Source organism: Geothermobacter hydrogeniphilus, from assembly GCF_002898515.1.
Classification (GTDB): domain Bacteria; phylum Desulfobacterota; class Desulfuromonadia; order Desulfuromonadales; family Geothermobacteraceae; genus Geothermobacter_A.
In genome coordinates this window covers 2,652-25,881 of the sequence record NZ_PPFX01000007.1, presented here as the reverse complement: position 1 = coordinate 25,881, position 23,230 = coordinate 2,652, and the positions used below count along the sequence as shown (strand labels likewise).

23 protein-coding genes are annotated in these 23,230 nt (G+C 60.0%); 3 read left to right on the top strand and 20 right to left on the bottom strand.

Features of this window, described 5'->3' with window-relative positions; all coding sequences use genetic code 11:
• Window positions 1-206 precede the first annotated feature (206 nt).
• From C2E25_RS04655 to C2E25_RS04605, 11 genes are all read right to left on the bottom strand, one after another.
• Window positions 207-1,217, bottom strand: a complete 1,011-nt coding sequence (locus C2E25_RS04655; protein WP_103114628.1) for a helix-turn-helix transcriptional regulator — start codon at window positions 1,215-1,217, stop codon at window positions 207-209.
• Between the two features lie 42 nt (window positions 1,218-1,259).
• Window positions 1,260-1,799 (bottom strand): hypothetical protein, encoded by a 540-nt coding sequence (locus C2E25_RS04650; RefSeq protein WP_103114627.1) that lies wholly within the window; start codon window positions 1,797-1,799, stop codon window positions 1,260-1,262.
• A gap of 96 nt (window positions 1,800-1,895) precedes the next feature.
• Window positions 1,896-3,458, bottom strand: coding sequence for a glutamine-hydrolyzing GMP synthase (guaA, locus tag C2E25_RS04645; protein ID WP_103114626.1), 1,563 nt, complete (start codon window positions 3,456-3,458; stop codon window positions 1,896-1,898).
• A gap of 86 nt (window positions 3,459-3,544) precedes the next feature.
• Complete coding sequence (gene guaB / locus C2E25_RS04640) at window positions 3,545-5,014, bottom strand: IMP dehydrogenase (RefSeq protein WP_103114625.1); 1,470 nt, start codon at window positions 5,012-5,014, stop codon at window positions 3,545-3,547.
• A 170-nt stretch (window positions 5,015-5,184) separates the two neighbouring features.
• Complete coding sequence (locus C2E25_RS04635) at window positions 5,185-6,255, bottom strand: M42 family metallopeptidase (RefSeq protein ID WP_103114624.1); 1,071 nt, start codon at window positions 6,253-6,255, stop codon at window positions 5,185-5,187.
• 135 nt (window positions 6,256-6,390) lie between these two features.
• On the bottom strand, window positions 6,391-7,044 hold the full coding sequence (locus tag C2E25_RS04630) for a histidinol phosphate phosphatase domain-containing protein (protein WP_103114623.1): 654 nt from the start codon (window positions 7,042-7,044) through the stop codon (window positions 6,391-6,393).
• Window positions 7,045-7,214: 170 nt separating this feature from the next.
• Entirely contained in the window at window positions 7,215-8,699 is a 1,485-nt protein-coding gene (locus C2E25_RS04625) for a DUF4388 domain-containing protein (RefSeq protein WP_158247122.1), read from the bottom strand.
• Window positions 8,700-8,704: 5 nt separating this feature from the next.
• Window positions 8,705-10,591 (bottom strand): response regulator, encoded by a 1,887-nt coding sequence (locus C2E25_RS04620; protein WP_103114621.1) that lies wholly within the window; start codon window positions 10,589-10,591, stop codon window positions 8,705-8,707.
• 232 nt (window positions 10,592-10,823) lie between these two features.
• Window positions 10,824-12,146 (bottom strand): tRNA (N6-isopentenyl adenosine(37)-C2)-methylthiotransferase MiaB, encoded by a 1,323-nt coding sequence (gene miaB / locus C2E25_RS04615; RefSeq protein WP_103114620.1) that lies wholly within the window; start codon window positions 12,144-12,146, stop codon window positions 10,824-10,826.
• Window positions 12,147-12,450: 304 nt separating this feature from the next.
• Window positions 12,451-12,972, bottom strand: a complete 522-nt coding sequence (locus C2E25_RS04610) for a PH domain-containing protein (protein ID WP_103114619.1) — start codon at window positions 12,970-12,972, stop codon at window positions 12,451-12,453.
• Entirely contained in the window at window positions 12,969-14,267 is a 1,299-nt protein-coding gene (locus C2E25_RS04605; protein ID WP_103114618.1) for a M48 family metalloprotease, read from the bottom strand. The genes C2E25_RS04610 and C2E25_RS04605 overlap by 4 nt, the downstream gene beginning before the upstream one ends.
• A 218-nt stretch (window positions 14,268-14,485) precedes the next feature.
• Here C2E25_RS04605 and typA point away from each other — a divergent pair, with 218 nt between their 5' ends.
• Window positions 14,486-16,306, top strand: a complete 1,821-nt coding sequence (gene typA, locus C2E25_RS04600) for a translational GTPase TypA (protein ID WP_103114617.1) — start codon at window positions 14,486-14,488, stop codon at window positions 16,304-16,306.
• Between the two features lie 293 nt (window positions 16,307-16,599).
• Window positions 16,600-17,151, top strand: a complete 552-nt coding sequence (amrA, locus tag C2E25_RS04595) for an AmmeMemoRadiSam system protein A (RefSeq protein WP_233189338.1) — start codon at window positions 16,600-16,602, stop codon at window positions 17,149-17,151.
• A gap of 148 nt (window positions 17,152-17,299) precedes the next feature.
• On the opposite strand, the gene C2E25_RS04590 is transcribed toward amrA, so the two are convergent.
• Entirely contained in the window at window positions 17,300-17,770 is a 471-nt protein-coding gene (locus C2E25_RS04590) for a hypothetical protein (protein ID WP_146032892.1), read from the bottom strand.
• Window positions 17,771-18,045: 275 nt separating this feature from the next.
• Here C2E25_RS04590 and C2E25_RS04585 point away from each other — a divergent pair, with 275 nt between their 5' ends.
• Complete coding sequence (locus C2E25_RS04585) at window positions 18,046-18,276, top strand: hypothetical protein (RefSeq protein WP_103114614.1); 231 nt, start codon at window positions 18,046-18,048, stop codon at window positions 18,274-18,276.
• Between the two features lie 15 nt (window positions 18,277-18,291).
• On the opposite strand, the gene C2E25_RS04580 is transcribed toward C2E25_RS04585, so the two are convergent.
• From C2E25_RS04580 to C2E25_RS04545, 8 genes are all read right to left on the bottom strand, one after another.
• Window positions 18,292-18,822: a nitroreductase family protein gene (locus C2E25_RS04580; protein ID WP_103114613.1), complete on the bottom strand. Its 531-nt coding sequence runs from the start codon at window positions 18,820-18,822 to the stop codon at window positions 18,292-18,294.
• A gap of 13 nt (window positions 18,823-18,835) precedes the next feature.
• A complete protein-coding gene (locus C2E25_RS04575; RefSeq protein WP_103114612.1) occupies window positions 18,836-19,546 on the bottom strand; it encodes a response regulator in 711 nt (236 codons plus the stop codon).
• A gap of 93 nt (window positions 19,547-19,639) precedes the next feature.
• Window positions 19,640-20,209 carry an isochorismatase family protein gene (locus tag C2E25_RS04570; RefSeq protein ID WP_103114611.1) on the bottom strand — a complete coding sequence of 190 codons (570 nt, stop codon included), beginning with the start codon at window positions 20,207-20,209 and terminating at the stop codon, window positions 19,640-19,642.
• Between the two features lie 27 nt (window positions 20,210-20,236).
• The gene (locus tag C2E25_RS04565) at window positions 20,237-20,521 is read right to left on the bottom strand and encodes an antitoxin (RefSeq protein WP_233189337.1); all 285 of its coding nucleotides are present in this window, start codon (window positions 20,519-20,521) and stop codon (window positions 20,237-20,239) included.
• Window positions 20,522-21,040: 519 nt separating this feature from the next.
• Window positions 21,041-21,469, bottom strand: coding sequence for a protein-export chaperone SecB (locus C2E25_RS04560; RefSeq protein ID WP_103114609.1), 429 nt, complete (start codon window positions 21,467-21,469; stop codon window positions 21,041-21,043).
• A gap of 3 nt (window positions 21,470-21,472) precedes the next feature.
• Window positions 21,473-21,979, bottom strand: a complete 507-nt coding sequence (locus tag C2E25_RS04555) for a type II toxin-antitoxin system HicB family antitoxin (protein ID WP_103114608.1) — start codon at window positions 21,977-21,979, stop codon at window positions 21,473-21,475.
• A complete protein-coding gene (locus tag C2E25_RS04550; RefSeq protein ID WP_233189336.1) occupies window positions 21,963-22,283 on the bottom strand; it encodes a type II toxin-antitoxin system HicA family toxin in 321 nt (106 codons plus the stop codon). The genes C2E25_RS04555 and C2E25_RS04550 overlap by 17 nt, the downstream gene beginning before the upstream one ends.
• Window positions 22,284-22,475: 192 nt before the next feature.
• Window positions 22,476-23,216 (bottom strand): DUF5131 family protein, encoded by a 741-nt coding sequence (locus C2E25_RS04545; protein WP_103114607.1) that lies wholly within the window; start codon window positions 23,214-23,216, stop codon window positions 22,476-22,478.
• Between the last annotated feature and the right edge of the window lie 14 nt (window positions 23,217-23,230).

The following is a 23,230-nucleotide window of genomic DNA, read 5'->3' as shown; positions in this document are numbered from 1 at the left end:
TTACAGGATATCCGGCCTTACGACAGAATAAGTCACACAATGTTGATGGCGTCGCAAAAACTCACCAGCAGCTGCGTTGCTGCGTTTGTCTCGCTGCTTCAACGTACTTAAGTCCGCCTCATTGCTCGACAATCGCGCGCCTTGCTGCCGGCGCTTTTTGCTTAGCCAACACTCTTGATGCTTTTTGCAAAAGCATCAATATTGATTCAGGAATATTTCTGCAGTGCGCAGCGTAGCCCGTCCGCGAAGCGGTCCCGCAACGGAGCGGGCTCCAGGACTTCGACGTGGGGGAGATAGGAATAAAGCCAGGCCAGCAATTCGGTTTCGCCGCTGACGGTCAGGCTCAGTTCAATGGAACCGTCTGCCAGTTCGCGAAGCTGCTGGCTCGGATGCCAGGTTCGTTCCCGCACCAGGTGGGCGATCTCGCCGGAAAATCGCACCCGCGCGGTGAACTCCTCCCCCTCGTCGATCAGACCGAAAGACTGACCGGTCAGATCCTCGGCCCGGTAGTCCTCGGGGACCTCGAAGCGTTCATCGAGCAGTTCCACATCCTCCACGCGGTCGACCAGGAACAGTCGCAACGCCTCGCGGTTGTGAGCATAACCGCCGAGGTAGAGAGAATCTTTGTGAAACAGCAGGGTGTAAGGGTCAAACAGGTACGCGACGGTGTCGCGGTGCGGGGGGGTGTAACGCAACCGGCAGCGGTACTGATGAAGCAGCGCCCTGCGCAGCAGTTCAAGCTGCTTTTTCCTGCCGGCATAGTCGCGGATGCCGAGGAACTTCGGCGCCGCGGCCGAAGCGATCCGCTCCAGGTGAGCGACGCTGCGCGGCGGCAGCACCGAGCGGATACGACCAAAGATGGCGTCAAGGTCATCCTGAAAAGGGGTTCCCCGCAGAAAACCGAGCTGTCCACGGCAGAAGTAGAGGGTCATCAGCTCTTCAAGAGAGAAAGCAACCGGCGGGATGCGGGAAAATCCGCTGACAAAGCGATGTAGCGTGCGACCGTCGACACCCGGCTCACTGACCAGCGGGTAGCCGGCGTCGCTGATCGCCTGCAGGTCGCGATAGATGGTCCGCCGGGTGACGCCGCATTCCTCGGCCAGTTCGTCGACGGTGGCACCATAGCGCGCCTCGAGGATGCGGATGACATCGTGCAGCCGGGCGGCCTGGCTGTACTTCTTGGCCGGTTTTCCCCGGCGACGCGTTTCACCGTTCATGATCCCTCCCTGATGAACAGGTTGAGCAACAAGCTTCGCGCACTAGCGCCGACCGGACTGAAGATGTTGGAAAAAGCTCTGCATATGCTTTTCGATCCCGGCTTTGCGCTGGTCGGCCCCGGGCTCGTCAGCCGACAGGGCGTAGGCGACCGAACGCAACCGCAGCCGATGATCGTAGACCACCACCCGGAAAACCAGCGCCCCTTCGCCGATACGGGAAAAGGTTGTGCCATAGACCACCTGGAAATGCCGGGGTCGATCCCGCCAGTAGGCGTCGGTCATCCCCTGGATCTCAAACTGGTGGGAACGCTGCGGTGCGTCCGGAATCCGCACCTGGCCGAAATCCCCGAAGATGCCACGCAGTTTTGCCAGGCCGGCGGCCAGTTGGTGCCGCTCGCGGGCAACCGGGTCGGCATCCCGACCCGGGTCGAGAAGATAATAACCGGCCACCAGGTCGAATCGGTCCTGCCGCAGCAGGTTGATGCACTGGGCGGTAAAGGAACGGACCTGGAATTCACTGATCTGCTCCTCGGCCGCGACCGGTGTCACGGAAAGGAGCAGGAGCGACAGGCCGATGGCCAATCTGAAAAGAGGACACATGGAAACAAGATTAGCAGGTCAGGCGCGAGATGCAGCGACTTGACCGCAATCTTCCGGCTGGCAGCGCAGAGATCAGCCCTACTCCCACTCAATCGTGGCCGGCGGTTTTGAGGAGATATCGTAGGCGACCCGGTTGACCCCCTTGACCTCGTTGATGATCCGGTTGGAGATGCGGGCCAGGTCTTCGTAGGGCATCGGGTACCAGCCGGCAGTCATGAAATCCCTGGTCTCAACCGCGCGCAGGGCGACCACGTACTCGTAGGTGCGCCCGTCCCCCATCACGCCGACGCTCTTGACCGGCAGGAAGACGGCGAAGGCCTGGCTGATCTTCTCATAGTGGCCGCTGCGGTAGAGTTCCTCGATGTAGATGGCGTCGGCCTGGCGCAGGATGTCGGCGTACTCCTTCTTCACCTCGCCGAGAATCCGCACCCCCAGCCCCGGTCCGGGGAAGGGGTGCCGCCAGACCATCTGGTGCGGCAGACCGAGTTCCTCGCCGATCGCCCGTACCTCGTCCTTGAACAGCTCGCGCAGCGGTTCGAGCAGCTTGAGCTTCATGTAGTCGGGCAGGCCACCGACGTTGTGATGGCTCTTGATATTGTGCGCCTTGCCGGTTTTGGCGCCCGCCGATTCGATCACGTCGGGATAGATGGTCCCCTGCGCCAGCCAGTTGGCGTCGGTGATTTTCTTCGATTCCTCCTCGAAGATATCGACGAACAGTCCGCCGATGATCTTGCGCTTGGCTTCCGGGTCGGTCACCCCGGCGAGTTTGCCGAGAAAGCGCTCCTCGGCATCGACCCGGATCACCTTGACGCCGAGATTCTCGGCGAAGGTCGCCATCACCTGGTCCCCCTCGCCGAGCCGCAGCAGGCCGTTGTCGACAAAGACACAGGTCAGCTGGTCGCCGATGGCGCGATGGATCAGCGCCGCCGCCACCGACGAGTCGACCCCGCCGGAGAGACCGAGAATGACCTTGTCATCACCAACCTGGCCCCGGATGCGGCGTATCGCGTCCTCGATGATCTGCCCCGGGGTCCATTCCCCGTGGCAGGCGCAGATTTTGCGGACAAAGGTGTCAATCAGCACCTCGCCGCGCGGGGTGTGGTTGACTTCGGGGTGAAACTGAACGCCATAGAGATTGCGGGCAACGTTCTGGATGGCGCAGACCGGCGCGTTCTCGGTCGCGGCGATCACCTCGAAGCCGTCGGGCACCTTCTCCACGTGATCGCCGTGGCTCATCCACACCGGGCTTTTGCCTTCGACGAAAAAACTGTCGAACAACGGCCCCGGCGTTCCTTTTCGCTGCAGTTCGGCATGACCGTATTCACGCTTGCCGGCCGGCACTACGGCGCCGCCGAAATGGTGGCAGAGCAGTTGCATGCCATAGCAGATACCAAACACCGGCACGCCGAGCTCGAACAGTTCCTCGGCGACCGCCGGAGCACCCTCCTCATAAACCGACTTGGGGCCGCCGGAGAGGATGATGCCCTTCGGCGCGAAGGCCCTGATGTCGGCCGGCGACATGTCGAAGGGATGCAGTTCGCAGTAGACGTGGGCTTCGCGGACCCGGCGGGCAATCAGCTGGGTGTACTGGGAACCGAAATCGAGGATCAGAATCCGTTCCTGGTGAATATCCTGGGACATGGTATTTCCTGTGACCGGCCGGAATCGCGGCGGAGAAAGAAAGCGCCCGCGGAACGATCTTGCGATCGGCCCCGCGGGCGATCCGGTTAATTGCGCTCGATACGGTAGTTGGGAGCTTCGTGGGTGATATTGACATCGTGGACATGGGATTCACGCAACCCGGCGTTGGTGATGCGCATGAACTGCCCCTTTTCCTGCAGTTCACGGATCGTCCGGCAACCGGTATAGCCCATGCCGGCACGCAGACCGCCGAGCAGCTGATGAATATTGTCGGAGAGCGGTCCGCGGTAGGGAACCCGTCCCTCGATACCCTCGGGAACCAGCTTGACATCGTTGTCGACATCCCCTTGGAAATAGCGGTCCTTGCTGCCGCGCTTCATCGCCCCGAGGCTGCCCATGCCGCGATAGGACTTGTAGGTACGACCCTGGTAGAGGATGGTTTCACCGGGTGACTCCTCGGTGCCGGCGAACAGCGAACCGATCATGATCACGTCGGCACCGGCGGCGATCGCCTTGGGCAGTTCACCGGAATACTTGATGCCGCCATCGGCGATCATCGACACCCCATGCCGGCGGGTGACGGCGGACACATCGGCGATGGCGGTGATCTGCGGCACGCCGACCCCGGCGACCACGCGGGTGGTGCAGATCGATCCGGGACCGATGCCGACCTTGACGGCGTTAACGCCGGCCTTGATCAGGACTTCGGCGGCGGTGCCGGTGGCGATATTGCCGGCAATCAGTTGCAGATCGGGATACTGGCGCCGGGTATCGACAACCGCGTCGATCACCCCCTGGGAATGGCCGTGGGCGGTGTCGATCACCACCACGTCGACACCGGCGGCGACCAGCTCGGCGAGTCGTTCCTCGCGATCCGGACCGACCCCGATGGCGGCGCCGACCCGCAACCGGCCGATGTCGTCCTTGCAGGAGTTGGGATACTTGCGGACCTTTTCGATGTCCTTGATGGTGATCAGCCCCTTGAGAGTGTAGTTGTCATCGACCACCAGCAGTTTTTCGATGCGGTGGGCGTGCAGGTGCTGCTTGGCCTCTTCGAGGGTCGTTCCGGGCGGCACGGTAACCAGTTTGTCCCGGGTCATGACGTTGGCGATCGGCTGGTCGAGATTGGTTTCAAAGCGCAGGTCGCGGTTGGTCATGATGCCGACAAGTTTGCCGTTCTTGCAGACCGGTACCCCGGAAATCCGGTACTGCTTCATTACCGCCAGCGCTTCGAAGATCTTCTGCTCCGGCTCCATGGTGATCGGATCGACGATCATGCCCGACTCCGATTTCTTGACCTGGTCGACCTCGACCGCCTGCTCCTTCGGTGTCATGTTCTTGTGGATGATCCCCATCCCGCCTTCACGGGCCATGATGATCGCGCTGCGTGATTCGGTCACGGTGTCCATGGCCGCCGAGAGCAACGGCATATTGAGGCGGATGGTCGACGTCAGCCAGGTGGAAATATCGGCTTCCTTGGGCAGAATCTCGGAATGGGCGGGAACCAGCAGAACATCATCGAAGGTCAGGCCTTCGCGTACCTCGGGGTCGAGCATGGGGATCTCCTTGCAGCTGAGATGCTGGAAAAAACGGGTGAAAAAATATAACCCGGAATACTAGGTCAGAGCCGAATGCGAGTCAACCGGAAAGAGCGAGAAAAAGACGCCGCCGGCAACCTGCCGACCGTGACGCGCCAGCCCGCCCGGATCCCCCGCCGCAACGGCCGTCAGTCAGGGATAAAATCGCGTCGGGAACGCACCTTTCCGGCAACGGCGACCAGCAGGTCGAGCGCCTGTTCCAGGTCGTTCAGATCGAGGACTTCCGATGGCGTATGCAGGTAGCGGGTCGGCACCCGCAGCAGGGCGGTCGCCACCCCGTTGCGGGAGAGCTGGATGACATTGGCGTCGGTTCCGGTGCCGCGCGCTTCACCGATCACCTGCAGGGGGATCCCGACCTCGGCGGCGGTGGCCCGCAGCAGCCCGAACAGGGCGTGATTGATATTGGGCCCGCGCGAGAGCAGCGGTCCCTTCCCGAGACGGACATCGCCGCTCTGCGCGGGACTGTGAGCCGGGGTATCGGTACCGTGACCGATTTCGACCGCGATCGCCACGTCAGGAGCGACCCCGAAGGCGCCGGGACCGGCTCCCCGCAGGCCGACCTCTTCCTGGACGGTGAACAGGGCGTGGATGTCGGCCGCCGGCCGCTTGCCCGCCGCCAGACGACAGAAGGCCTCGGCCACCAGCCAGGCGCCCATCTTGTCATCCAGCGCCCGCGAGGTGACGCGCGTCCCCTGCAACCGTTCAAGACCGGCGGCAAACACCACCGGGTCACCGACCGCCACCAGCGCACGGGCCTCTTCACCGTCGGCGCAACCGATATCGATGAACTGCTCGGTGATCGGCACCACCCGCTTGCGCTCCTTGGCCTCCAGCAGGTGAATCGGTTTCTTGCCGACCACCCCGCGCAGGGGGCCATTGGCCGTCTGCACGCTGACCCGCTGGCCCGGCACCAGGTGGGCGTCGACCCCGCCGATGGGTGCGAAAAAGAGAAATCCGCGGTCATCGATGTGCCGCACCAGGAAACCGATCTCGTCACAGTGCGCGGTCAGCATCAGCCGCGGACGATGCTCCCCCTCCCCTTCGAGCACCGCCACCAGGTTGCCGAGCATGTCGACCTCGACCCGGTCGGCGCATGCTGCAACCCGCTGCCGCAGCAGGGCCCGCGCCGGCGCCTCGTAACCGGAGGGACTGGGGGATTCAAGCAGTTGTTTGAGAAAGGCGAAAGACTCGTCGGTCATGGGGATATCCGTCCTGGCTTCGTGTCGTTGGTCACCGCCGATGCGCAGCAAATATTTTTAACGGAGAGGCGCAGAGATGGAGAGTACGCAGAGACAAGAGTTTTCTCTCCGACTCTGCCTCTCTCCAGCTCTGCGTTAAACCTTTTCTACCCGCGCCACCAGCGCCGCCGAGTTGGCCAGCGCCTCGTCGACCCGGGCTTCGTCCAGTCCGGCGCCGAGCGCCACGCGGCGCATCAGTTCCGGGGAGAGAAGATCGCCGGGGGCGTGGGCATCGTTGTTGATCACCAGCTTCGCTCCTGTTTCCAGCGCCACGCGGGCGACGTGGCCGTTACACAGGGAGTGCCCCCGGCGGGTGGTCAGTTCGAGATGGATGCCGCGCTCAGCGGCCAGCCGGGCATCCTCGATGCTGATCAGGCCGGGGTGGGCGAGGATATCGATGTCGGCTTCCAGCGCCGCGCGGTTGGTGCCCGCGGCAACCGGTTCGACGATGGTTTCACCGTGAACGATAATGATCTTTGCGCCGAGTCCGCGCGCTTCATCAGCCGCAGCGGCGATCTGCTGCGGCGGCACATGGGTCAGTTCGATCCCGGACAGCACGGTCAGCCCCCAGGCGCTGCCGAGTTCCCCGGCGACGCGGGCGACGCGGGGAATAATCAGGTCGAGGTTGGAGCGATCGCCATGATCGGTCATCGCCAGGGCCCGGTAACCGGCCACCGCCGCCCGCCGGGCGAGTTCAGCCGGGATCAGTTCACCGTCGCTGAAAACTGTGTGGGTGTGCAGATCAATCATTGTCTCTCCAGTTCTCCGCTCGTACGGAACATCGCTAAAATGAAAACACGTCCCCCAGGCTGAGCAAAAATGTCCAGATGCAAGGCGTCCGCACCCTCGCGGCATAAGGCGTACCGGAAGGTACGTCGTTGACGCGGGGGCAGGACAACGCCGCAGATGGGCGTTTTTCCTCAGCCGGTTGACGACAGGGTCAGCTCCACCGGGCTGCGGAACGGCTCGGCAAAGGCGTGCAGCAACTGCCGCAACCCCTGGCGATCGCCCGGTTCCAGCCGCAACACCCCGGGCCGCGGAACGGCACCGGCCAGGGGGACAACCGGGGCATCACTGTGATGACGGAAAAATTCTTCGGCCCGGGCGGTCCCGCTGCTGCCCCCGAGGGACAGAACCCCCAGTAGACGCCTGCAGAAAGGCCGCCAGAGCGGGGTCTTTTCCGCGTCGGTCGGCAGGCAGAAAAGCCGCACGGAAAAATTCTCGGAAATCTTCAGTCGGCCGACATCCCCCAACGGCAGTTGTCCCGGATGTCGCAGCAATTCTCCTTCCGGTTCGAATTCCCGAATGCCCTGCAGGGCATCGAGGACATAGTTCAGATCCGCCGGGCTGTTGGCCAGCACCACCAGTTTGGCCGAAGCCTCCTCCAACAGGATATCACCTTCTCCCAAGCTGTCCTTGATGGCGATGATCTCCTCGGAACTGAGCAGTTGCCGGTCGTCATCATCCTCGGCCGTACGGGGCGCGGCGCCGAGCAACCCCTTGTCGAGCAGCACCTGCAGAATCTGCAGCACTTCGAGATCCGGACGACTGCAATGGTCGAGAATATCACCGACCCGATGATAATACTGCAGCAGCAGCAGAATTTCCTGGGTGGCGGGCCGCAGACCACGCGGCAGATGGCCGTTCGGAACCTTGAGGACCAGCTTATCTTCGGGATGCGGCAGGGCATGCGCCTGAGCCGCCAGTTCATCCTGCTGCCGCAGGCCTTCCATGATCAGGTGATCGGTCGGCGTGGTGATCCGGGCTTCTTCCCCGCTCACCCCCGGCCTGAAGTGAAAGGTTCCCTCACTCCAGGCAAGCATACGGAAAAAGGCCTTTTCTCCCTGCAGCCGACCAAGCCGGGCATTACAGACCAGGCCGCCGAGCAGGGCGATGCTCCCCTGCCGGTCGCCATGATGGAGGGTCAACAGACCATCCTTGCGGTTGAGGCTGAAAATCTGCAGCAGGTCCACCAGCGAGATCTGGTTCAGGTGGCCCTCGACCTCCTGCTCTTCACGACCGACCTGGCGGGTCTGTTCCTGCCGCCGACAATAGGCCAGCAGGGCACCGAGCAGCTGTTCCTGGTTGAAGGGGCGGACAAAGAACTGGTCCCGGTGACGCTGAAAGCCGTCCACCTCCTCCCCTTCCCGGCCGATAAAGACAAAGGCGATCCCCTCGGTGCGCGGGTTGGCGCGCAGAATCTGCGCCAACCGCGAGGCCGGCAGCAACGGCAGGTCGGTTTCCAGGATCATCAGTGCCGGGCCGGTAGTCAGCGCCATCTCCAGGGCCCGGGCACCGTCCTCGCAGTTGAGCACATCGAAGCCCTGCGCCCGCAACTGTCCGGCCAGAGTGAGCAGATCGTCCCGGCTGCTGACGAGAATGATTTTGCGTGAATGAGACGGCATGGGCATCAAATCTTCGGTTGCAGTCGGTACTGCACCTGCAGCTTGGCAATCATGTTTTCGACAAAGTAGAAATCGGAGCTGTGGAACCCGACCAGCTCATCGCCCCGCCTGCGGGCGAACAGGGCATAGGCGTAATCTTCGTTGAGATAGAGCAGAAAACTGACGCGGGAAAAATGTTCATCGTCAATATGAATCGGCACCACCCGCTGCAATTCCCAATTGACACGATGGCGGCCGCCGAGCAGAAACAGGCTGGTGGCCGAGCGCTCGATGGCATCCAGATCGGGAAGGTTCCGCCGCACTTCATCGAAATCCCGGCAACCGCGGTAGATAATCCCCCGTACCCGTCGCGATTCAACGACATCGCGGCTGAAACTTTTCTGCAGCTCCCGGAACTGCCAGAAAGGCATGCGGAAATAGCTGCTCGACAGCTCATCCTGAAACGCCTGCAGCCGCGCCGAAACCTTCAGAGCGGGGCCGCTGAAGTCATAATCACCGGGAGCCCCGAGCAACCGACCGACCACCCCCCAGAAGGAACTCTGCTCCATCCGCCCACGATGATAGAGGCTGTGTTGCAGGCGTTCCTGGCGCCGCGCGGCCACGGCGATCAACTCCTCGAAACTTTCACCGTCAACCGGATAGGCGGCCGAACGCAGGAACACCTTGAGCGGATAGCTCTTCTTCAGATCGCAGAGGGTCAGCTTGCCGGACAACGCCCGGCGAATGCGCTGCTGGGTGACCAGGGATCCCCAGTAGTCGGTCTCCGGCAGCATGATGTAGTACATGCCGGGAGCCGCCAGGGCCATGATATCGGCGTCCCGCAGGGCGGTGTTGATAATCTCCACCAGCCGCGCCATCGCCTCGTCGAGGTCACGGTCGCGGAAGTGGGCGGCCAGCTCGGCATAATTGACCACGTTGAGCTTGATAAAGGAAAGATTGCGATTGTAACGCCTGGCCTTGTGCAGTTCCTTGGCGACATGGTCACGGAAGTAGGCCATTTTATAGGCTTCGCTGTGGGGAATGCGCAGGCTGTCGTGAGCCAGGCTGCGATAGGTCAGGACATTGTGCAGCGCGGTCGCGGCAAACTCGCTGACCATCTCGGCGCGTTTCAGGTCGTGGCGGTTGAAGGCCTCGCGCCCGGTCGGCGCCTCGATCCGGATGACCGCCAGGCTCTCCTGTTCCACCTGCAGCGGAATCAGCATGGCGCGGCCGTTGTCATCGAGGGCCGGCACCCCGCTGCGGAAAAGACGCTCCTCGCCGGCACCCGGCTCAAGTTTTTCCCGCCCCGGGGCAACCCGCACCAGCCCCCGCCGGCAACGCAGGCGGAAACTGTGGCCGCCGTAGGCGACCAGCCACAGCAGCCCCCCCTCGGCGCGCAACATCTCCATCAGGGTGTCGAGAATCAGGTCGCCGAGCCGGTCGATGTCATGCACCCGCAGAAAAGCGAGGCATTTGCGGTAATAGGCGAGCAGGGAAATGAACTCGATATTTTCATGCATCAACCGCTGGTGTTCACTGCCGAGACTCTGGCGGAACAGGATGCGGTTGATCACCAGCAGGAATTCATCGGGATTGATCGGTTTGAGCAGGTACTCGGAAACCCCGCGCTTCATCGCCTCGACCGCCAGAGAGACATCCTCACGGGCGGTGACCACCATGATTTCCTGGTCGGGATTGAACTTCTTGATCGCCGCCGAGGTCTCGACGCCGTTCATGCCGTCCATATCCATGTCGGTGATGACCAGGTCGAAATCCTCGCGCCGCAGCCACTTCAGGGCTTCCGCCCCGCTGGCGGCGGTGCGCACCCGGTAGCCCTCCTCGCTCAGCAACTCCTGGTAGAAGTCGCGGAAAAAGGCTTCATCATCAATGGCGAGGATACGTCCCTTGGACATGTGATTCCCTCAGCAGGGCTTAAACCACTGGAATGGGGTCGCCAAACCTTTTTTAACGGAGAGGCGGAGAGGAGCAGAGACGGAGAGAAAATTCTTCGGGTTTAAAACCTGACATCTGCTTTTGGTTTTCTCTGCGCCCTCTCCCCCTCTGCGACTCTCCGTTAAATGAGTTTTTGACCTTCTTGGCGTCCTTGGCGGCTTGGCGGCCTTCCGCTTTTGCCTCAATAAAACTTCAATCAACCCGTTCGCCAAGCTGTGAATTGCGCAACGAGCGTGTCACCCTGACCTTTACCATACGACCGACCAGCTCCGTCGGGCCGCTGAAATTGACGATCCGGTTCCAGCTTGAACGGCCGAACAGCTGGCCTTCGCCCTGGCGGCTGGTTCCTTCAACCAGGACCTCCAGGGTCTTGCCGACATCCCCCTGCCAGGCCTCTTCACTGATCCGGTTCTGCAGCTTCAGCAGCCGCTCGAAGCGCTCCTGCCTGACCGCGCGCGGGGTGTCATCCGGCAGCTCGGCGGCGGCGGTACCGGGACGCGGTGAGTAGAGGAAGGTGTAGGCATCACTGTAACGCAGGGTTTCGACCAGCTGCAGCGTGCCAAGAAAATCCTCCTCGGTCTCGCCGGGGAAACCGACAATCAGGTCGGTGGTCAGGCGGATATCAGGGCAGACCGCTTTGAGCCGTTCGACCTTGCCGAGATAGTCGGCGACGGTATAGCCGCGGTTCATCGTCCGCAGCACCCGGTCGGAACCGGCCTGCAGGGGAAGATGCAGATGATGTGCCAGCTTCCCGCACTCGCCGAAGCAGTCGATCAATTGATCAGAAAGATCTTTGGGATGGGAGGTGGTGAAGCGGATGCGCTCGATGCCGTCGACCCGATGAACCGCGCGCAGCAGTTCGGCGAAGCTCTTCTCTCCGGCATCCCTGGCGCCGTAGGAGTTGACGTTCTGACCGATCAGCGTTACCTCGCGGACCCCGGCGGCGGCGAGCTGCCTGATTTCCTCAAGGATTTCGCCGCTCGGTCGGCTCACCTCGCGACCGCGGACATGCGGCACGATGCAGTAGGAGCAAAAGTTGTCACATCCCTGCATCACCGTAACAAAACGGGTCACGCTTTCCGATCCGCTGCGCTGCGGGAAAAGCCGCAGCCGGGTCTCGCGATCAAGGAATTCAACCTCGTGACAGCGTTCCCGCTTTTCCTCCACCCGCCGCACCAGCTCGGGCAGTTTATGGATGTTGTGGGTGCCGAAGACCAGGTCGAGATGAGGAATTTTCTCCAGGAAAGACGCGCCTTCCTGCTGAGCGACACAGCCGCCGACAGCGACAATCAGACCGGGATTGTTTTCCTTGAGGGGCTTGAACCGACCGAGGTGACCGATCACCTTCCGCTCGGCCTTGTCACGCACCGAACAGGTGTTGAGCAGGATCAGGTCGGCATCTTCGACCCGGTCGGTCTGCCGGTAGCCGATCTCTTCGAGCAGAACAACAATCCGCTCGGAATCGACCACGTTCATCTGGCAGCCGAAGGTTTCAAGATAGAATTGCTTGGACATGCGTCAACGACTTTCATTCTCAGGCCCCTGCCGGACCCGAAGCTATCGAGCTGTTGAAAAAGCCACGTTCCCCAGGCTGAGCAAAAATGTCCAGATGCAAGGCGTCCGTAGCCCCGCGGAATAAGGCGTACCGGAAGGTACGTCGTTGACGCGGGGTGAGGATAACGCAGCAGATGGGCGTTTTTCATCAGCCGACTATGGAAGCGAAACAGGGGCCGATACTAAGCTCTGCCGGAGCGGAAAGTCAATATGATGACGGCGCTTTTGGCTTGACCGACAACATTGTTGTTTTCTTGCGAAGGCCTCAATTATCTCCGTCACAGAGCACGCCACTGTCGCGCATCGCCTGCTCCAGCAGGTCGGTCAGCATGCGGGGGTGCTCGATGCAACAGAGCTTCAGCCGCTGCCGGTCGCGGGAGATGACCAGCACGCTGCCAAGCTGTTCACCATGGGGCTGCAGGCAGAAATAGGCGACCTGGTCGAGCGGCATCGAGAACCACTTGTCCCCCCGCACCCCACGTCGCAGCAGAAGACGGCGATCCGTGACAGCATAGCGGACCTGCTCCCACTCCAGGCGGGCCAGCAGCAGGTGACCGAAAGCCAGGTAGAGACCGATCAGCCAGACCGGAATCGGAATCCAGGCCAGCAGCGGCAGATCATAGACCACGGCGAGCTGCAGCCCGATCGATTCCCACCAGGCCGCCAGAACCACCAGCAGCAGACCGAACAGGCTGTGCTTCCAGTTGCGGAAGGTATAGCAGCGCGGCGCCGGTTTCGCTTCCCAGCGCAGCGACTCTCCAGCTTCCAGCTGTCCGACCCAGCTCATCGCCGCCCCGCCAGCCGGGCCGCCCGACGGGCCGCGGTCTGCCCCAGTTCGCCGCGTGAATCGGCCCGGGCAACGGCCTGGTAAAGCTGCAGCGCCTCTCGCCTGCGGCCGTTTTTTTCATACCCTTCGGCCAGCAGGAAACCGCCCTGGGCGGTGGGGTAGAGGTCCATGCTGCGTTCCAGCTGGGTGATGGCGCGAGCGGTTTTGTGCTGCTGCAGCAGAACATAACCGAGGCCCAGTCGCGAACGGTAATAATCCCCCTGCAGCCGAACCGCCCGGGCCAGGTGGCGCCGTGCCGACCGCAGATCCCCGGCCTTCAGGTAGGCCATGCCGAGTCCGGTCAGAATCAGCGCCTGGTCGGGAGCTTTGGCCGCCGCCTGCAGATAGGTCGCGATGGCGCCGTTCAGGTCTCCCTTGCGTTCCTGCAGACGGGCGCGGTCATAAAGCCGGTAACCCGGTTCAAGGGCCCGGAGGTTCCGGACAGCCGCCTGAAAGGGGTCGACATCGAGACGATAGGCCGGGTTGTTGAGGGTGGCGGCGTAACTCTGCCGGACATAGGCGTCGTTGGCCCGCATCCGGTCTTTGGAAAAGGGGTGGGAGCGGAACAGTCCGGCCAGCCAGCTCGGCTGGGCACCCCCTTCGATCTGACGATAGAAATACTCCTGGACCTGAACCGACCCCAGAGGGTTGTACCCGGCCTTGACCATGTAATCGATACCGAGCCGGTCCGCTTCACTCTCCTGCTCGCGGCTGTAGGTCTTGTCAATCAAACCGGCAGCCAGCTGTCCGGTCGGACCCGCCAGGCCGGCATAGGGGGTCTGGTCGGCGGCCGCTCCGAGAACCGCCAGCCCCAGGTTCAGAAGCGATTCACGCTGCATCCCCTGCACCGCGTGGCGGGCGGTGACATGGCCGATTTCATGCCCCAGCACCGCCGCCAGCTGCGCCTCGTTCTGCAGGCCGACCAGCAACCCGCGGCTGATGACGATAGAGCCGCCCGGCAGAGCGAAGGCATTGGGAGACGAATCATTGACGACCTTGAAGCGATAGGGCAGATCGGGACGATGACTGACCCGCGCAAGTCGCATGCCGACCCGGTTGATATAGACATCAAGCTCCGGATCGGGGAAGTCCGCTCCCATTTTCTGCAGGACCCGCGGAAAAGCCTTCTGTCCCATCTCGATTTCCTGCTGGGTGGAAACCGGGCTCAGGGCCAGTTCATTGCGGCCGGTGACCGGGTTGACGGCGCAGCCGGTCAGCGCCAGGGCACAGCAGAACCAGAGTAGTTTTTGCCACATGAAGGTAGAACCTCGCGTTGAAAACAAGGATAACCAATGCAGAATAAAATGAAAGATCCGTCGACGCAAGCCCCGCCGCGGTCCTTTCGTCGATTGCACTCCGCCGGGATGAAAAAATGATCATCATTTTTTACTGGCCAAAAACAATCCACTTCAATTAATATTGGCGGGTTTGCCAAAAGATGACAACATACCCCTAACCTGAGTAAAGTGAAACCATGCAGCAGGAAATTCGCAACGTCGCCATTATCGCCCATGTCGACCACGGTAAAACCACCCTGGTCGATGCCATGCTGAGACAATCCGGGGTTTTCCGCGAGAATCAGGAGATCACCGAACGGGTCATGGACAGCAATGACCTGGAGAAGGAACGCGGCATCACCATCCTGTCGAAAAACCTTTCCATTCACCATTCCGGCCTGAAAATCAACATTGTCGACACCCCCGGTCACGCCGACTTCGGCGGAGAGGTGGAGCGGGTGCTGACCATGGTCGACTCGGTGCTGCTGCTGGTCGATGCCTTCGACGGGCCGATGCCGCAGACCCGCTTCGTGCTGAAGAAGTCCCTGGACCTGGGGCTGCGCCCCATCGTCGTGATCAACAAGATCGACCGCCCCGGCGCCCGGCCGGACGATGTCGTCGACATGGTTTTCGATCTCTTCTGCGAACTGAACGCCAACGAAGAACAGCTCGATTTTCCGATCGTCTATTCCAGCGCCAAGCTCGGCTTCGCCCGTTTCGAGATCGACAGCGACAACCAGGACCTGGAGCCGCTGTTCGACACCATTCGCGACCATGTACCGGCCCCGGCGGGAGATCCGCAGGCCGACTTCCAGCTGCTGGTGACCAGCATCGACTATGATGACTACATCGGCCGCATCGCCACCGGGAAAATTTTCAATGGCCGGGTTAAAGCGGGCGAACAGATCACCATGATCAAACGCGACGGCAGCGTCATTCGGGGCCGGATCTCCAAGCTGCTCGGCTACCAGGGCCTGAAGCAGGTGGAACTGGAAACCGCCGCGGCCGGCGACATCGTCTCCATCGCCGGGTTTGAAGAGATCGGCATCGGCGAGACCTTCGCCGGGGGGGAAAACCCGACCGCCCTGCCCTGCATCAACATCGACGAACCGACTCTGTCGATGAACTTCATCGTCAGCAACTCCCCGTTCGCCGGCCGCGAAGGGAAGTATGTCACTTCGCGCAACCTGCGCGACCGCCTGTTCCGCGAGCTGCGGACCAACGTCTCGCTGCGGGTGGAAGAAACCGACAACACCGACACCTTCAAGGTTTCCGGCCGCGGCGAACTGCACCTTTCGATCCTGATCGAAAACATGCGCCGGGAAGGCTATGAATTCTCCGTCTCCAAGCCGGAGGTTATTTTCCGTGAAGAAGACGGTCAGCGGGTCGAACCGCTGGAGAACCTGACCATCGACGTTCCGGAGGAGTTTCAGGGGACGGTGATCGAGAAACTTGGTCCGCGCAAGGCGGAGATGGTCTCGATGGAAAATCTCGACGGCGTCAATCGGCTCGAATTCGTCATTCCGGCACGCGGCCTGATCGGCTTTCGCACCGAGTTTCTGACCGACACCCGCGGCACCGGGGTGATGAACCACACCTTCCACAGCTACGGCCCCTACCGGGGACCGATCCCGGGCCGCAAGAACGGGGTGCTGATCGCCATGGAGGCCTGCGAAACGGTCGCCTACGGCCTGTTCGGACTGCAGGATCGCGGCATCCTCTTTGTCGGACCGGGGGTTTCAGTCTACGAGGGGATGATCATCGGCCAGCACGCCAAGGAAAATGACTTGGTGGTGAATGCCGGCAAAGGGAAGAAACTGACCAACGTCCGCGCTTCCGGGTCGGACGAAGCGGTGCGTCTGACCCCGCCGCGCATCCTCTCACTGGAACAGGCGCTGGAATTCATCGATGACGATGAGCTGGTCGAGGTGACCCCGAAGTCGATTCGTCTGCGGAAAAAGATCCTCAACGCCAACGAACGGAAGAAAAGCGAAAAACGCCGCAATGAGGGCAGCTGATCGTTCTGACCCGGATCCGCCGGCTGTTTTGCGGACCGAGGGTGACGGGACAGGGAGATGCGAGGCACCGAATCGGTGAAGTCAACGAAGCAGATTCATCCGTAACGGCAGCCGAATCCCGAAATTGCTGGTGGATTCGGGTCCGAAATAAGGGCTTGAAATAAGGCCCGCAGGGCCTTACCATGAAATCCCATATTGCCGGTTGGCAGTATGGGATTTTATCATAGCCGTTGCCGGGTATCGGCAACGACCTTGCGCAGTTCAGGTGAATGTGCTCTTCAGGAGGTGACCGCGTGGAAAAGAAGCTGACCGTCAAGCAGTGCCGGACGCTGCTCGAAATCGCCCGCCAGGCCATCGAGCACGCCGTTCAGGAACAGCCCTACGAGCCGGAACCGCGCGAAGAAAAAGCCCTCAATATGCGCAACGGCTGTTTTGTCAGCATCCACAAGGAAGGCGAACTGCGCGGCTGCATCGGCAACTTTCAGGCCGAATTGCCGCTCTTTCGCGAGGTCGCCCGAATGGCCATCTCCTCGGCGACCCAGGACCCCCGTTTCTACCCCGTCCAGCAGGATGAACTGACCGACCTGAAGCTTGAGATTTCCGTCCTCTCGCCACTGCAGAAAATTGAGGATATTGCCGAGATCCAGGTCGGCAGGCACGGCATCTATCTCGAAAAAAGCTTCCATCGCGGGGTTCTGCTGCCCCAGGTCGCCGCGGAACACGGGTGGGACCGGGATGAATTCCTCAAACAGACCTGCATCAAGGCGGGTCTTCCCACCAACGCCTGGCAGGGCGACGACGCCGATATCTACATCTTCACGGCGCAGGTTTTCAGCGAGGAATAACCCCGAACCTGCCTACCCAAACAGGTCCCCTCCAGGCTGAGCAAAAATGTCCAGATGCAAGGCGCCCGCAACTCTGCGGAATAAGGCGTACCTGAAAGGTACGTCGTTGACACAGGGTAAGGGCAACGCCGCAGATGGGCGTTTTTGCTCAGCCTGCTGAACGCGGGACGGATTGTACCTCCTGCCGACGGTCCCACCAGATGATGGCTTCCCGCAGGGTCGCCAGATGCTCCTCATCGACACGGGCCAGACCCGCGAAAAGCTGACGGATACGCTGATCCTCGATATAAAGGCTGTTATCGAGATGGATGCGGATGAAATCCTTCTCCAGCCGCAGGGCGGTCTTCAAGGCCTGTTCCGCCGTACAGGGCTCGTAATGCAGGTCCTGGAACCTGGCCCGAATCCGGTCATCAAGACCGGCAGCAATCCTATCCCAGGCAACGCGTTTAACATCACCCAGCGTCCCTTCCGGCAACTCCAGCGCCAGGTCGAACTGGCGAGCGTGGGCCTCTTCGTCAAGAGCCAGCTGGCAAAGGTCTCGCGCAGCCGCTCGGGAAAATCGTTCTGTCCAGCAAAGTGCTGGTAGATACGACCGGCCAGCAACTCGATCTTGCAGCAATCGTTGAGATACCCCCGCATTGAACACCTCCCTCGTCAACAATCCCGGAAGTCCGAGCCACCCAGCCGTTGTGTCATGACACGCCGGGCGTGCCAGGTGTGCAACTGCGGCACAGTTGCAACCTTCCCTCTCAACCGGAGTTAACCTCTCCGGCCAGGCAACCATCCTGAATCACTACGAAATTCAGTTTTCATTAAAAACAGCAAGTTTTGGCACCCGTGATGCATTCATGAAGAGCAGGTGTCGCTGTCGGCACTGTTGCCAGGAGACCGATCATGCGTCTGGCGCTGAAATACAGAAACTCTCGGGGAAACCTTATTCATCCCCTGGACCGGCCCCGCCCGGTCACCCGGGAACGCGCCCGGAACCTGAGACGCAGACTGCTCCTGCATATCCTTCCCTTTATACTGATGCTGCTGGCCATAAGCTGGCTGTCGCTGATGGCCGGCCACTCGATCGAGCAATCCAAGCTGCCCTCCGGCTATGCCACCCTGGAGCGCAACTGAAACATCTCCCCTTTATCAACGCCCCGTTCCAAAACGATTGCGGTGAACCTGCCCTGACAACAGGTTTGCAGCCGGATGCCCGGGTTTTTCTTCCGCCGGATAACCAATTCCCACCACGGATTCGACCTGCAACCCCTCCGGCAACCCGAGCAGTTGGCGGATATAATCATCGGCGCCGGTCGTGTCATCATGGTCGCGCAGCCGGATCTGCGCCCAGCAACTGCCCAGGCCCAGCGAGGCCGCGGTCAACTGCAGGATGATGGCGGCAATCGCGCAATCCTCGATCCAGACATCCGACTTGCGGGGGTCGGCGGCCACCACCACGGCCAGCGGCGCGCCGGCGAGAAAGGCCGAACCATGCCGCTTGCAGGCGGCCAGCTTTGTCAGCAGCGCGGGGTCATCAACAACAATGAATTCCCAGGGATTGCGCCCCCGGGAACTGGGGGAACGCAGAACCGCCTCGATCAGCTGTTGCTGTGTTTCAACATCCACGGGACGGGACTGGAATTTGCGGATACTGCGTCTCTGGCGAAGCAGTTCAAGCATCGACATCCTCCGGCTAAAACTGTTTGAGATAGGCCTCAATAGCCTCTGCCAGGCCTTCCGGAGCCCCCTGGAACTCAACGCCGAAGCCCTGCGGAAGCTTCAGGTTGCGGCGCGGAAACCCCTGGTTGAGCCAGGTGACGCGTCCCTGGCCGGTGAACTGTTCGGTGCTGACCGTCGGCAGCATGAAACTCAGACTGATCTGCTTGTCCGGCGGCAGCTCCTCGCGAAATTCGACGTAGAGTCCATGCCGGCTGATATCATGGCCGCGCCCCCGGAAGTCCCGTCCGGCAATGGTGAAATCGACCGTCATCTGGCAGGACACACGGCGCTCGCGGCGCTCGATATGGAACAGGAAACGATGGCCGAGGTTGAGAAACTCCTCCTTGCCGAACGGCTTGGTCAGGTAGCCGTCGCAACCGCTCGCCTCGACCTCGTCGACCCCGGCGTCCCGTTCGGGGGTGAAGATGATGATCACCGGGATCCCGGCGGTGCGGGCATCGGCCTTGAGACGCCGGCAACATTCCAACCCCGACATCTGCGGCATCCCGGCGTCGAGATAGATCAATTCCGGCCGCTCGGCAACGGCGAGATCAAAAGCCTCCAGGCCGCTGCCGACGGTGAGCACCTTCGCCGGGGTCCGCTGAAAGTAGGTCTGCATGACATCGCGAAAAAAAGCGATGTCATCGACCAACAGAATTTTCGGCAACTCTTTAGTCTGGGTCACAGTCCGGCTCCCGACGTTTTTTCAGCAACCTGTTTCCGTAACGACAGGATGCCACCAAGGCTGAGACCGCCCACAGTCAGGCATCCTGCGTCCTCAGCGGGCCTGAACCAGTTTTGAAACGGCCCTGAACTCGGGCACCCGGGAGTCCCGCATCAACTGAAACAGCACGGTTTCAGCGCAGCTCACCACGGCGCCGGCCTCCCGGGCCAGCTGCAGGGCGGTGCGGTAATCACCACGCCGCCGGGAGCAGACACCATCCCGCGCCAGGTGGACATGATAACCGGCATCGAGCAGCCCGAGCACGGTCTGGTAGACGCAGATATGGGCCTCGACCCCGGTGACGATGACCTGCGAGCGGCCCAGCTCCCGCATCCGCTCCATGAAACTCGGCTCGGCACAGCAGCCGAAGCTGGTCTTCTCGATAACTCCGGAAGCACAGGCCTGCCGCAGTTCGGGTACCGTCGGGCCCAGGCCTTTAGGGTACTGCTCGGTGGTCACAACCGGGATTTTCAGCTCCTCGGCCCCCTTGATCAGCAGGTCGATGGTGCCGAGCATCTCCCGGTACTGTTCCGCCGGAAAGGTCGGAGCGAGTTTCTCCTGCACATCGACAACCAGCAGGGTCGCCTGGTGACGATCAATTTTGAAACGATCCAGCATACCCATATTTTTCTCCTTTATACCCCGGCACCTTCAGCGTGCTTCGGGGACAGCGAGCAGCGCCCGCAGTTTCTTCAGTTTGGCTTCCATGGCCGCTTCGACCCGGTCGGGTCCGAACATCCAGGTCAGCTGGCCGACCATCAGCGTCACGTCGGCCAGTTCGTTGATAATCGCCTCGGTACCGACCTTGTCCCGCTTGAAATGCTTCAGGCCGGCGATCAGTTCGGCACACTCCTCAACCATCTGGTCGTATTGCGCCTCTTCCCCCCACTTGGCGAGGGTGGCGCGATAAATCTCGGTCAGGTCGGTCTCTTTCACCAGAAGTTCCATTCTCACGTGGAGGGAAAAGCAGTATCAAATCATTGATGCTTTCGCAAAAAAGCATCAATGTTGTTGGCCAGGCAAAAAGCGCCGGCAGCAAGGCGTGCGATTGTCGAGCCATGAGGCGTACTTACGTACGTTGAAGCAGCGAGACAAGCGCAGCAACGCAGCCGCTGGTGAGTTTTTGCGACGCCATCCACTCTCTTGATTGTTTTACGTTATCCCGTCTCAAATGTAAATGATGACAAACCGGAGCCGTAAGCAGACGACTGTCTGAAAAGATGTGTCGCGGGCCAGACAGTCAATGTGGCACTTCATGTACAATGATGGAGAGTAAAAGCTCAGAGGTGCCAGCCAACGGTCGGGTTCCAGGTCTGTTCGGTCCATTCGATTTTTGATTTTGTACTCATGTCAGAAACCGAACCCCAACTGGTCTTCGCTGTATTTACGAGCTCACGGAGACATCTCCAAAATACCGACTGCCCCAGCAGAAAGGGCCTCCGAAGAGGCCCAAACTTACCTTTTAATTTTCAAAACTGGCAATGTAAACGGGGGCAACCCAACTCGCGTTAAAGAGCTTTGAACAAGCTCGCGAATGTAAGGTTGCAGATTTACAGGGATATTTCTTGCCTTAAATAACTCAAACAGCTCATCATCCATTTTGGCCTCTGAACGATAGGTCAGGGCATATTCACCTTTTAACTCGAAAAGTTTGTGCGGTTTTTGGTCACCATCTTCAAACTCATCAAGAAGGAAAATAAATTTTTGCCTGACCTCAAGCTGATTCCCTTTTTGCTTATATGAAGCTTTTTCCGGTGTAAAACTTACCCTGACCTCCGGGTACTTTTCGGGGTCTGGGGTTCCAGAACGCTTGTACTTCACAGAAGAGAGAAAAATCTCTTCCATCTCAATTCCGGAAATCAATTTTTCATACTTGCTTTCCATCTTTTATTCTCCGACAACGCGTAGCTTACGACGTTCATAAGGTAAGACCTTGCGAGATTTTTCTCTGTCGGTAACAGCCCAACCGAGGACATCATCAACAATATCGCTCTGAGCAGTCTGAACTCCTGGCCCAACAACCAACCTCTTGAAACTTGCCAAAACGTGATTCTCTGCAAGTAGAGTCACAATATACTGATTCAAACTGACCCCCTCATCCTCTGCGCTTTCAGCAAGCTTCTGGTGCAAAGATTTCGGCATACGCAAGGCAAACTTCCCGCTTTGCTTAATGTCACGCATTGATTCGGGCAAGGGGATTTCCAAGCCATCTTCAATGGCAACGGCAAACCACTCCCTTTTCGCATCCTCGATCATTGCAAGAGCATCAGCAGGACTGTCGCCGACAGACATACATCCATCCAACTCTTTAATTTTCACGAAATAACTGCCATCGTCCGGCGTGAGTTCTACGGTGTAAGGAAGCTCCATATACTCTTCAACTGTTTTTTTCATACCATTCCTCCAAGTCAAGCAGCTTGATGACTTGTTTTACATAGACAGCATTTACGGGTTTTTTCTTTGGCACAGTAATCGGAGCGGCACCAGCCTTCCTGAACACGTAGTGGCTACTCCCACGACGAGGCTGTCGGCATTCATAACCAAAGCTCTCCAGAAGCCTTTGCAGTGCACTGAAATCAACATCCTTCGGTTTTTCAATTATCTGCCTGACCCGCTTTAGCAATCTCTTGTTTGGCACAAGTGCTCCGTCATGCACAATGATATCATATGCAATATCATTTGGAGGAAAAGTTTTCAATGTTTATTTTACGCCACCAAAAGCTGCTGCACGGTGGTTTCCATCAGTTTTTCGCTGTGCTGCCGAACCTGGTTGAGTTTGGCTTCGAGCTGGTCGCACAAGGCCATAAGTGGTCAACCTTGTGACGATGCGTTTTTATTCGTCTTGAGATGAGTTGCCGGCAGGCCATTCTATTATTCCCGTGCCGATAAATCACACGATCAGTTCGGGCACTTCGTTCCAGGTGCGTCCACCAAGGATCCGACCGTTTTCTTTTTTCCGGCGCTTCACGCCATCCGGTCCCCAGCCTCCCCACTGTTTGAAGAAAAAAGAGGCCCCTTGCCGGGCACACTGTCGTTGGATGTTGCTGGCCCATGCCGGCTTCATGGGCCGCGCCCGATGTCCTGACTCACCGCCGACGATGACCCAGTGAATGTCTGTCAGGTCAATATCGCCCAGGTCTTCCAGCAAGGGTTCCACCGAGAGAAAGCGAATGAAGGCAGGAACTTTGCGCAAGCAGTCAATGCGGGGCAGACCATGTTTCCGGTCTTCGACCGTGACGCCCAGCCAGGCGTTTTTCGGTGGCTTGTAGGAGGAGAAAAATTCGACCATGTGTTCGGCACGCTTGGTCAGGATCTGGTACGTGTGGTGCGGGGTCTGCTCTATCGTTGCGAACACCCTGCGGATGTAGTCAAAGGGGATATCTTCGTGAAAAAGGTCACTCATCGAGTTGACGAAATAGACCGTCGGCTTCTTCCGCCTGAGTGGTTCATCCAGCCGTTCGGGAAGAATAGTCAGCTCAAAGCCGTTCTCATAGCCTTTTACACCGATCGCCTCCAGACGACGGGCCATAACCTCAGCGTAGCAGTTCGCACACCCGGGTGAAACCTTGGTACAGCCGACCGCCGGGTTCCAGGTCTGTTCGGTCCATTCGATTTTTGATTTTGTACTCATGTCAGAAACCGAAT